The following is a 10,149-nucleotide window of genomic DNA, read 5'->3' as shown; positions in this document are numbered from 1 at the left end:
AATCCTTGAGCCGCGCCCGAAGTCCGGGCCCCAGGCCAACTCCAGCCTCGCCGGCGTTTGAGGCGCGGGGCCGGGGCCCTCAGGCGGTGGCGTGCCGGGTCAGGAAGGTGCCGACCCGGGGTGACCGCTGGTGCGGAACCAGCGCGCGGGCCGTTTCCGACAGCATCGAGCGGATCCGGGTGGACTGGACCTCGGTCAGCAGGTCCAGCACCCGGCCACCGGCCCAGGCGGCTTCGTCGGGGGCCCCCGCGTGGGCCAGGTCACCGGCCAGCTCGGCGGTGTAGAGGGCCACGTTCCGGGCGAAGTGCGGGTCCTGGAGGTCGGCGGCCCGCCGCGCGTGCCGGGCCGCGCGGGCGTGCTCGCCGAGGCTCGACCAGCACCTGGCCTCCAGGAATTCCAGCTCGGCCTCGCCGAAGAAGGACATCCACTCGGGGTCCGCGCCCGCCTCCCCCCGGGAGAACTCCGTGTGGGCCCGGGCCAGCGCCTCCTCGCACGCCTTGCGGTCGGCCAGACCCGCCCAGCCCCCCGCCTCCCGCAGGGCCAGGAGGGAGAGCAGCCGCGGGGAGCCCAGCGAGCGAGCGGCGCGTCGGCCCGCCTGGGCCGCGCGTACGGCCTCGCGCGAGCGGCCGCAGTCCCGCGCCAGGAACGCCATGTTGCTGAACGCGTGCGCCTCCAGGCCCGCGTCCCCCGAGACCCGGGCCGTGGCGAGGGCCTCCGCGTAGTGCGAGCGGGCGTCGTCGAAGCGGCCGGAGTCGTGGGCCAGCCAGCCGACCGAGACGGCCAGTTCGCCGGCGCCCGCGTGCAGCCGGTCCTCGGTGGACTGCCGGGCGGCCCCCGCGTCGAGCAGCGCGTAGGCGGTGCGCAGGGGCCCGGCGGCCTTGCGGTAGAGGGCGTCGGCCCCGTGCCGGTCGTCCAGGAGCCGGATCTGGCGTACGGCGTCCTCGACGGCCGCGGCCTCGGACTCGCCGGCGCGGAAGGGGACCCGGCGGGTGTCGCCGAGCAGGGTGAGGCTGAGCGTCGCGGCCGCCACGGTCGCGGAGCCGCCCGCCATGAACGCGCGACGCAGCACGTCGCTCTCCTTGAAGCTGGAAGCGGAGCCGGAACGGGAACCCGGCCCGGAACCGGAACTGCCGATGAGCTGCGCCGAGCGGCCCCGGACGGCCTCGCGCGGCGAGAACCCCAGGTCGGCCAGGGTGCGGCCGGGGAACATGTGGAGGAAGACCCGCTCGTAGGCGTAGTTGGGGCAGCGGATCTCGCCGGACTCGACCCGGCCGATGTAGCGGGCGTCGCAGGAAACCGTTTCGCCGATCTCCTTCGCCGCCCGGCGCACCAGCGCCGCGAACTCGGCCGGGGAGCGCTGCCCGCGCAGCCGCCGGAACGTGGAGTTGGGTGAGTGGGGGGACGCCGCCATGGACGTGGCCTCTCTGGCAAGGAACGCAGTGCCGGTGCCGTGACAGGTGAAGTGAGGTGGGGCCCGGCGCGCATGAACGTACCGCCAACGAGGGGTGGTACATGCGGTGTTTGGCTACAAAAGGGATATCTCACCCGCCATCCGCCATGAACTGCCATCCTTTGCAGCGTCTTGCCGCCGCACCCGTTGACGTTCCCGTGCGTTGAACCCATGCGGATACGGATCGAGGAGGGGTTCCCTTGGTGGAGGGCGGCATGGAGAGCACTGGAACGAACACCGCGCCCGCGCCCGGCGCGGCCCTGATCCCGGTCCCGGTCGCGGTCGCGGTCCCGGAGCCGGATCTCGACCTCGTGACCGTGCCCACCCGGCAGGGGCTGGAGGCGGTGGACATCATCCGCCGGGCTGCCAGCGAGGCCGGCGGGGTCGGCCCGGTCCTGCACGACGGTTCCGGCGACACCCTCGGCTTCCTCGTTCCGCCCGGCACCGCCGACGCCTGGGACCTGCCGGGCAGCGCGTGCACGCAGACCAACGGGCGCGGGATGCGTTTCGGCGACGCGGTCTCGCCGAGCGCCGGCGGCACGGGCTGGCTGCTCCCGCCGGAGGCCGTCGGTCCGGTCACCGACCCCGCGGTGCTGCGGGCGGCACTCGGCGAGGCGGCCCGGCTGATCGAGGCCGCCGACAACTGCCGCTGACCGGCGACAATGGGGTCGTGGCAGGCAAGGACAGAGGCAAGGGCAGCAGGCAGCAGCAGCGCGGACGCGGTGGCGCCGAGGCGGTCGTCGGGCAGGTGGGCGGCGGCCGGGCGGAGCTGGAGCCCGACCGGGAGCGCGCGGACGCCTGGACCCTGCTGATCGACGGGGCCCCGCAGTCGCACGTGGACCTGGCGGACCCCGGGTACCTGGACTTCGCGTACCAGCGGCGGATCGGCCACCTGATCGACCTCGTCGCACCCGCCCGGCAACCACTGAACGTGGTGCACCTGGGCGGCGGCGCCTTCACCCTCGCCCGCTACACCGCCGCCACCCGCCCCCGCTCCACCCAGCAGATCGTGGAGATCGACGCCGCGCTGGTGGCCTTCGTACGGGAACACCTGCCGCTGGACCCGCAGGCGCGGGTCCGGGTCCGGGCGGTGGACGCGCGGGCCGGCCTGGCCAAGGTGCCGGACGGCTGGGCGGACCTGGTGATCGCGGACGTGTTCAGCGGCGCGCGCACCCCGGCGCACCTGACGAGCACCGAGTTCCTGGACGACGTACGCCGTGCCCTGGCGCCCACCGGGTGGTACGTGGCCAACCTCGCGGACGGCCCGCCGCTCGCGCACCTGCGGGGGCAGATCGCGACGGCCGCGTCCCGGTTCGGGGAGCTGGCGCTGGCGGCCGATCCCGTGGTGTGGCGGGGGAAACGCTTCGGCAACGCGGTCCTGGTGGCCGCCGACCGCGAGCTCCCGGTGGCGGAGTTCACCCGCCGGGTCGCGAGCGACCCGCACCCGGGCCGGGTCGAGCACGGCCGGGCCCTGGCGGACTTCGCGGGCGGCGCGGCGCCGGTCGCCGATGCCTCGGCGGTGGCCTCGCCGCAGCCGCCGCCCTCGGTCTTCCGCTAGGGAAAGCACGGGAATCAGGGGCTCCACCGGATGCGGATGGGGAACTTCGGATAAAGATCGTCAGAGGTCTCCCGCGGGGCGGCCACCATGCGTAGCCTGAGGATCCCCGGGAGGGCTGCCCCTCTACGACGCGTCAGGAGACGGCCGACGATGTCTGAATCCCCCGCCAACCCCGAAACCCCCAGCACCGCCACGTCCGACTACACGAAGCGGCTTGCCCGCCTCGAGCAGTCCGGGATCAAGCGGCTGCTGCCGACGCAGGCGCCGTACCGGTGGAACCTGCAGCGGCTGAAGCTGGGCCGGGTCCTGGACATCGGCTGCGGCCTGGGACGGAACCTGTTGAACTGCGGCCCGCAGAGCGTCGGAGTCGACCACAACCCGCACTCCGTGCAGACCTGCCGTGAGCGCGGACTGACCGCCTACACCCCCGACGAACTGGCCGCCGCCCCCGACTGCGGGCCCGGGTCCTTCGACAGCATGCTGGCCGCGCACGTGCTGGAGCACGTCGACGAGGAGACCGCGGCCGCGCTGCTGGCGCAGTACCTTCCGCTGGTGAAGCCGGGCGGTTCCCTCGTCCTGATCACCCCGCAGGAGGTCGGCTTCCGCTCCGACGCCACCCACATCCGGTGGGTCGGTTTCGAGGAGCTGCGCAGCCACGCGGACAAGGCCGGGGTCACGGTGCGCCGCACCTACTCCTTCCCCTTCCCCCGCCCGATGGGCAAGGTCTTCCCGTACAACGAGTTCGTACTGGTGGGCACGGTCCCCGCGACCCGCTGACGCCCCACGCCGCACCCTCTACGGGTCGACGATCTCCACCAGCGGCGGGTGGTCGTGCCAGGTGCAGAACACCGACACCTCGCGTCCGTCCCGGGTGAAGGTGACCCGGATCCACGTCTCCTGCTTCCACACCTGCATCCGCCAGCCGGCCGCCGGGGTCGCGGAGACCAGCTCGGCCGAGGACGCGCCGAGGGAGAAGACGACCCGCCCGCCCGAGACGGGGTAGGCCTTCACGTTGCCCTGGTCCTCCTCGTCCGTCTTCTCGTCGGCGCGGGGGCTGGCCGAAGCCTTCGGCGAGGGCTTGGCGGGCGAGGGCTCCGGGGACGGCGAGGCGGAGGGGGTGGGGGAGGCGGACGGCGCGGCGGGCGGCGACTGCGCGAGCTGCGCGCGGTGGGTCGAGGAGGACAGCGGCTGCCCGGCCAGCGGTACCGCGAGCGGCGGATCGTAGGCCGTGCCCGACATGACGGTGTGCACGCCCCACCAGGACAGCGTCACCGCCGCCCCGGTCGCCAGCGTCCAAGCCATGGCATGTACAAGTCCTCGAAGCATCAGGGGACATACTGCACCACCTGCCACAAGAGCCGCTCGGCCCCTCCCCGGGTCCCCCGAATGGGCTACGGTGCGAGCCATGGCAAGTGTGCTCGTGGTCGAGGACGACCAGTTCGTACGTTCCGCCCTCATCCGGCACCTGACCGAGGCCTCGCACACCGTGCGGAGCGTCGGAACCGCCCTGGAGGCCCTGCGCGAAGTCGCGCACCACCGCTTCGACGTGGTCATCCTCGACCTGGGGCTGCCCGACCTCGACGGGTCGGAGGCGCTCAAGATGCTGCGCGGCATCACCGACGTACCCGTGATCATCGCGACCGCGCGCGACGACGAGGCGGAGATCGTCCGGCTGCTCAACGACGGCGCCGACGACTACCTGACCAAACCCTTCTCCGTCGAGCACCTCTCCGCCCGGATGGCCGCCGTCCTGCGCCGCTCCCAGGCCGCCGCGGCCGAGCCGCCCTCGCGCGTCCTGCGCGTCGGCGGGCTGGCCATCGACCCGCTGCGCCGCCAGGCCGAGCTGGACGGCACCGTACTGGACCTCACACGCCGGGAGTTCGACCTGCTGGCCTTCCTCGCCGGGCGGCCCGGGGTGGTCGTGGCCCGGCGCGAGCTGCTCGCCGAGGTCTGGCAGCAGTCGTACGGGGACGACCAGACCATCGACGTCCACCTGTCCTGGCTGCGCCGCAAGCTCGGCGAGACCGCCGCCCGCCCGCGCTACCTGCACACGCTGCGGGGTGTCGGCGTCAAGCTGGAGCCGCCCCAGTGAGGAGAGCGCAGTGAGGTGGGCGCTGGTCAAGGTGTGCCTCGCGGTCACGGTGATGGTGGTCGTGGCCTTCGCGGTGCCGCTCGGGCTGGTCGTGAAGGAGATGGCCAGCGACCGGGCGTTCTCCAACGCCGAGCGGCAGGCAGCCACCATCGGGCCGACCCTGTCGATCACCACCGATCCGGTGCAGCTGCGCAAGGCCGTGGAGTCCACGCAGATGGGCGCGGCCCGGCGGATGGCCGTCCACGTGCCCGCGATCGGCGCCGACGCGCCGGTGGACATCGGCGAGGGCCGGGCGGGCGAGCGCGTCGTCGCCGAGACCCGGCGGATGGGGCGGGCCACGACGGCCTCGGTGGCGGGCGGCGGCTCGGCGCTGCTCCAGCCGATCGCGCTCGGCTCCGGGGACATCGCCGTCGTGGAGGTCTTCGTACCGGAGAGCGAGGTCAGCAACGGCGTCACGACCGCCTGGCTGGTGCTCGCCGGGGTCGGGCTGGCACTGATCGTGGGCTCGGTGGCGGTCGCCGACCGGCTCGGCGCACGGCTGGTCCGGCCGGCCGAGCGGCTCGCGGACGCCGCGCACCAGCTGGGCGAGGGGCGGCTGGGGGCCCGGGTGCCGGAGGCGGGACCGAAGGAGCTCCGCTCGGCGGCCGTCGCGTTCAACGCGATGGCGGACCAGGTCGTGGAACTCCTCGCCAACGAGCGGGAGCTGGCCGCCGACCTGTCGCACCGGCTGCGGACGCCGCTGACGGTGCTGCGGCTCAACACGGCCTCGCTCGGGGACGGCCCGGCCGCCGAGCAGACCCGGGCGGCCGTGGAGCAGCTGGAGCGGGAGGTCGACACGATCATCCGTACGGCCCGCGAACAGCGTCCCGCCACCGGCCTGGCCGGTGCGGGCGCCGGTGCGGGCGCCGGCTGCGACGCCTCCGAGGTGATCCGCGACCGGATGGCCTTCTGGTCGGCGCTGGCGGAGGACGAGGGCCGCGAGGTGCGGCTCGCGGGGGTGGACCGTACGGTACGGATCCCCGTGGCGCGGCCCGAACTGGCGGCGGCCCTCGACGCCATGCTCGGCAACGTCTTCCGGCACACCCCCGAGGGCACCCCCTTCGCGGTGGACGTCCACGACGCGGGTGACGCGGTCATCGTGCTCGTCTCGGACGCGGGCCCCGGGATTGCCGACCCGGCCGCCGCCCTGCGCCGCGGCAACGACGGCGCCCGCGACGGCTCGACGGGCCTCGGCCTGGACATCGTGCGCCGGGTCGCCGAATCGACCGGCGGCGACGTACGGCTGGGGCGCTCGGTGCTCGGCGGCACCGAGGTGCGGGTCTGGATCGGCCTGGACGGCCGGACCCGCGGCGGCCCGGGCGGGGTCCGGACCCGGCGCGGCCGGCGCAAGCGGCGCAGCAACTGACGTAACGGGGGAGGGCCAGGGGCGCGCCTCGCGGGCGGTATGTCCGTTCCATGGGTACGGTCCGTGGCATGGACACCCTCATCTTCGGCGGCCTCCTCGCCACGCTGGTCGCCATGTGCCGGGAGTCGTCCCGGGCGGTCGTGCTGGGCGCGTGGTGGACCGTGCTGCTCGCCGTGGTCCTGCTGATGGCGCACCACATCACCAGCAGCCTCGCTCTGACCCTGAGCTACTGATGGTGGCCGTGATGCACAGCCTTCTCCCGGAGGAGACACCGACGGGTGGCCTGCTCGGCCGCGCCCAGTACTGGTTCGCCTGCTTCTTCGCCATCGGCTGGACGGGTGTGGTCTGCGGCGGCCTCTTCTACCAGTTCGAGATGTGGGAGTACCCGTGCCCGCTCTGCATCGTGCAGCGGATGTTCATGCTGCTGGCGGCGATGGGCGCCGCGTACATCGTCCGGACGGCGCTGGCGCACGGCGTGGTGACCGGCCGCGACTACATGACGGGCTGGGGGCTGTCCCTCGTCGCCGCGATCGCGGGCTCCTTCGCCTCGTGGCGGCAGACGATGCTGCACGTCCTGCCCGGCGACAAGGGGTACGGGAGCGAGGTCTTCGGCCTGCACCTGTACGTGTGGGCGTGGATCCTCTTCCAGGCTTCGGTGGTCGCGGTCGGCATCGCCCTGGCCTTCGCCCACGCGACGGCGGACCGCTCCGTGCCGGCGACCGGGCCGGGGCCGCTGCGGATGGCGGGAATGCTCGCGCTGTGGTTCCTGGGCCTGGTCATCGCCGTCAACGTCGTGGCCGTCTTCTTCGAGGAGGGCTTCCACTGGTTCTTGGCGGACGACCCGGCCAGGTATCAGTTCTTCTACGACGTCGGGATCATGGACTAGCCGGGCTTCCCCGGCTGAACGGAAGGAATCGGGCATGCGCTACGCAGTCCTCGGCACCGGAATCGCCGGCCGGACGTTGGCCGCCCGGCTCGCCTCCCTGGGCCACGAGGTGGTCATCGGCACCCGGGACCCCGAGGCGACCGCCGGGCGCGCCGAGTACGCCGAGTGGCAGGCGCTCGAGCCCCAGGTGCGGCTCGCCGGCTTCGCGGAGGCCGCGCGGGACGGCGACACCCTGGTCAACGCCACGGGCGGGCAGGTCAGCATCGCCGCCCTCACGGCGGCCGATGCGGATCACCTGGACGGCAAGATCCTGATCGACGTCGCGAACCCGCTGGACTTCTCGCGGGGGTTCCCGCCGATCCTGGACCCGGTGGACACCGACAGCCTGGGCGAGCTGATCCAGCGCACCTTCCCGGGCCTGCGGGTGGTCAAGACGCTAAACACGATGAACTGCCGGATCATGGTCGATCCGGGCCGGGTCGCCGGTGAGCACCACGTCTTCCTGTCGGGCGACGACGCGGACGCGAAGAAGGCCGTACGGGCGCTGCTCCACTCCTTCGGCTGGCGGGAGCGGAGCATCCTCGACCTGGGCGGCATCGAGACGGCCCGGGGCGCCGAGATGTTGCTTCCGGTCTGGCTCCGGCTGATGGGCGCCCTGGGGCACACGGACTTCAACTTCCACATCCAGGGGGCGTAAGACGGCCGTACGGGAGCGCCCCCGTGTGCCCCGCCGTACAACCGTCCCCTGTACGGCCGTGCTTCCCCCGTACGGTGTCTCCCCGTACGGCCGCCGCCCGGACGGTGGCCGAGATGTTGCCGCGTCCGGCGGCCCCGCCCAGGGTGGCCGTGACGGAAGGAGCCAGCATGAGAGTCATGCTCAGGGCCCACATGGACACGGCCGCCACGAACGAGGGCATCAAGAGCGGGGCTCTGCCCCAGGCGATCAAGAAGCTGATGGAAACGGTCAAGCCGGAGGCGGCCTACTTCGGCCTGCACGAGGGCGTGCGGTCCTGCTGGATCGTCTTCGACCTGCAGGACAGCGCGATGATGCCGTCGCTGACGTGGGATCTGTTCCAGGAGTTCCACGCCGAGATCGAGGTCGCGCCGGTGATGAAGGCCGAGGAGCTGGCGAAGGCGCTGGGGGCGTTGCATTCCTCGTAGGTGCGGTCCTCAGGGCGATCGGGGGGCGGGGGTGATCGGGGGCGGGGGTCGTGGCCGTGGCCGGCCCCCGCACCGGCCCGGCTGCTGCGCACGGCTCCCTTCGGAAGCCCCTGTCAGCCGGTTTCGCCCGAGGTCAGCTGCTTGGCCTGGGCCCGGCCGACCTCGGCGGCGCGGTGCAGGTAGTCGGCGATGAGGGCGAGTTCGGAGTCGGAGTAGCTGTCCAGTACGGCTCCGAAGGCCCGGCCGGGGGTGTCCCAGGCGGCGCCGATCCGCTTGCGGGCCTCGGGGGAGAGGGAGACGAGGGAGCGGCGGCGGTCGTGGGGGTCGGCGTGCCGCTCGACGATGCCGGCCTTGACCATGCGGTCCACGAGGCGGGTGGCGGAGCCGGAGGTCAGGCCGGTGAGGCGGGCGATGTCGCCGGTGCTGACGGGTCCGGGCTCCATGTCGAGGAGGGCGACGCACTGCATGTCGGTGGGGTGCAGGCCGACGTGGTCGGCCATGGCCTGGTTGAAGAGGGAGTAGTCGGCATAGTGCCGCTGGCTCTCGGTGACGATGCGCGCGAGCAGCTCGGCTCGGCTCCACTCATCACCCTTTCGAGGGGACTCGGTTGACATCGGCTTCTCCATGCTCCAAATTTATCTGTGTAGCGCAGAGGATGCGCCACGCAGAATCTGTGTCACGTATCCATCGTAGCCAGAATCCGAGAATCCGAGAAACACAGAACCGAGAGAAGAAATCACCATGTCGCTCCTCGTCACCGGCGGTCGCGGCGCCGTCGCCCGCGGACTCTCCGCCCTCCTCGCCGCCCGCGGCATCCCGCACCGCCTCGGCTCCCGCGAGCCGGACCGCTCCGATACCGTCCGCTGCGACCTCTCCGACCCGACGACCTTCCCCGGCGCCCTCGCGGGTGTCCGCTCCGTCTTCCTCTATGCCGAGGCCTCCGCCATCGACGCCTTCGTCAAGGAGGCCGTCAGCGCCGGGGTCGAGCACGTCGTGCTCCTGTCCTCCTCCTCCGTGCTGGCCCCCACCGCCGCCGACAGCCCGCTGTCCGCGTCCCATCTCGCCGTGGAGCAGGCCCTGTCGGCCTCCCCGCTGCGCACCACCCTGCTGCGCCCCGGGTCCTTCGCGAGCAACGCCCTCGGCTGGGCCTGGTCGCTGAAGTCCGGCCGCCCGGTCCACCTGCCCTACCCCGGCGCCTACTGCGACCCGGTCCACGAGGCCGACCTCGCGGAAGCCGCCTTCGCCGTCCTCACCGACCCGGCCCTCGGCGGCCGCACCTACACCCTGACCGGTCCGCAGGCGCTGACCTTCGCGACCCAGCTCTCGATACTCGGCCAGGTCCTCGGGCGGCCCATACCCTTCGAGGCCGTCACCGCCGAGCAGTGGAAGTCCGAGGTCGACGGCTACATACCGGGCCCCTACGCCGAAGCCCTGCTCGACTTCTGGGCCTCCTCGGACGGCCTGCCGCTCGGGCTCACCGATGCGGTGGAACAGCTCACCGGTCACCCGGCCCGCACCTTCGAGACCTGGGTGAAGGACCACGCCGACGCCTTCGGCGCCTAGTGCTGTGGCCGGGAAGGTTTGCCGGGGCGCGGCG

At 73.0% G+C, this 10,149-nt stretch carries 13 protein-coding genes; 10 read left to right on the top strand and 3 right to left on the bottom strand.

Annotated elements, in window-relative coordinates; all coding sequences use genetic code 11:
• Nucleotides 1-79: 79 nt before the first annotated feature.
• The gene (locus tag J7E94_RS27885; protein ID WP_215019575.1) at nucleotides 80-1,411 is read right to left on the bottom strand and encodes a tetratricopeptide repeat protein; all 1,332 of its coding nucleotides are present in this window, start codon (nucleotides 1,409-1,411) and stop codon (nucleotides 80-82) included.
• 254 nt (nucleotides 1,412-1,665) lie between these two features.
• Here J7E94_RS27885 and J7E94_RS27880 point away from each other — a divergent pair, with 254 nt between their 5' ends.
• The 3 genes from J7E94_RS27880 to J7E94_RS27870 all read left to right on the top strand — a co-directional run bounded on the left by J7E94_RS27880 (nucleotide 1,666) and on the right by J7E94_RS27870 (nucleotide 3,785).
• A complete protein-coding gene (locus J7E94_RS27880; protein WP_215019574.1) occupies nucleotides 1,666-2,103 on the top strand; it encodes a hypothetical protein in 438 nt (145 codons plus the stop codon).
• A gap of 17 nt (nucleotides 2,104-2,120) precedes the next feature.
• Nucleotides 2,121-3,008, top strand: coding sequence for a fused MFS/spermidine synthase (locus J7E94_RS27875; RefSeq protein WP_215019573.1), 888 nt, complete (start codon nucleotides 2,121-2,123; stop codon nucleotides 3,006-3,008).
• 150 nt (nucleotides 3,009-3,158) lie between these two features.
• A complete protein-coding gene (locus tag J7E94_RS27870) occupies nucleotides 3,159-3,785 on the top strand; it encodes a bifunctional 2-polyprenyl-6-hydroxyphenol methylase/3-demethylubiquinol 3-O-methyltransferase UbiG (RefSeq protein ID WP_215019572.1) in 627 nt (208 codons plus the stop codon).
• 18 nt (nucleotides 3,786-3,803) lie between these two features.
• Here J7E94_RS27870 and J7E94_RS27865 read toward each other — a convergent pair whose 3' ends face one another.
• A complete protein-coding gene (locus J7E94_RS27865) occupies nucleotides 3,804-4,334 on the bottom strand; it encodes a hypothetical protein (protein ID WP_215019571.1) in 531 nt (176 codons plus the stop codon).
• Between the two features lie 79 nt (nucleotides 4,335-4,413).
• Here J7E94_RS27865 and J7E94_RS27860 point away from each other — a divergent pair, with 79 nt between their 5' ends.
• From J7E94_RS27860 to J7E94_RS27835, 6 genes are all read left to right on the top strand, one after another.
• Nucleotides 4,414-5,100 carry a response regulator transcription factor gene (locus J7E94_RS27860; protein ID WP_215019570.1) on the top strand — a complete coding sequence of 229 codons (687 nt, stop codon included), beginning with the start codon at nucleotides 4,414-4,416 and terminating at the stop codon, nucleotides 5,098-5,100.
• A gap of 10 nt (nucleotides 5,101-5,110) precedes the next feature.
• Complete coding sequence (locus J7E94_RS27855; protein ID WP_215019569.1) at nucleotides 5,111-6,505, top strand: HAMP domain-containing sensor histidine kinase; 1,395 nt, start codon at nucleotides 5,111-5,113, stop codon at nucleotides 6,503-6,505.
• Between the two features lie 68 nt (nucleotides 6,506-6,573).
• Complete coding sequence (locus tag J7E94_RS27850) at nucleotides 6,574-6,738, top strand: DUF5993 family protein (RefSeq protein WP_215019568.1); 165 nt, start codon at nucleotides 6,574-6,576, stop codon at nucleotides 6,736-6,738.
• An 11-nt stretch (nucleotides 6,739-6,749) separates the two neighbouring features.
• Nucleotides 6,750-7,391 carry a disulfide bond formation protein B gene (locus tag J7E94_RS27845; protein WP_215019567.1) on the top strand — a complete coding sequence of 214 codons (642 nt, stop codon included), beginning with the start codon at nucleotides 6,750-6,752 and terminating at the stop codon, nucleotides 7,389-7,391.
• A gap of 34 nt (nucleotides 7,392-7,425) precedes the next feature.
• Nucleotides 7,426-8,088: an NADPH-dependent F420 reductase gene (locus J7E94_RS27840; protein WP_215019566.1), complete on the top strand. Its 663-nt coding sequence runs from the start codon at nucleotides 7,426-7,428 to the stop codon at nucleotides 8,086-8,088.
• A gap of 167 nt (nucleotides 8,089-8,255) precedes the next feature.
• A complete protein-coding gene (locus J7E94_RS27835) occupies nucleotides 8,256-8,552 on the top strand; it encodes a DUF3303 family protein (RefSeq protein ID WP_215019565.1) in 297 nt (98 codons plus the stop codon).
• Nucleotides 8,553-8,665: 113 nt separating this feature from the next.
• Here the strand turns inward: J7E94_RS27835 and J7E94_RS27830 are convergent, their stop codons facing one another.
• Nucleotides 8,666-9,178, bottom strand: a complete 513-nt coding sequence (locus tag J7E94_RS27830) for a MarR family winged helix-turn-helix transcriptional regulator (RefSeq protein ID WP_251057322.1) — start codon at nucleotides 9,176-9,178, stop codon at nucleotides 8,666-8,668.
• Between the two features lie 115 nt (nucleotides 9,179-9,293).
• On the opposite strand from J7E94_RS27830, the gene J7E94_RS27825 reads away from it, so the two are divergent.
• Nucleotides 9,294-10,115, top strand: coding sequence for an NAD(P)H-binding protein (locus J7E94_RS27825; protein WP_215019564.1), 822 nt, complete (start codon nucleotides 9,294-9,296; stop codon nucleotides 10,113-10,115).
• The last annotated feature ends 34 nt before the right edge of the window (nucleotides 10,116-10,149 follow it).

Origin of the sequence: Streptomyces sp. ISL-94 (assembly GCF_018614075.1) — a bacterium.
Lineage (GTDB): Bacteria > Actinomycetota > Actinomycetes > Streptomycetales > Streptomycetaceae > Streptomyces.
The sequence above is the reverse complement of the archived record's forward strand: the minus strand, read 5'-3'. Positions and strand labels throughout refer to the sequence as shown.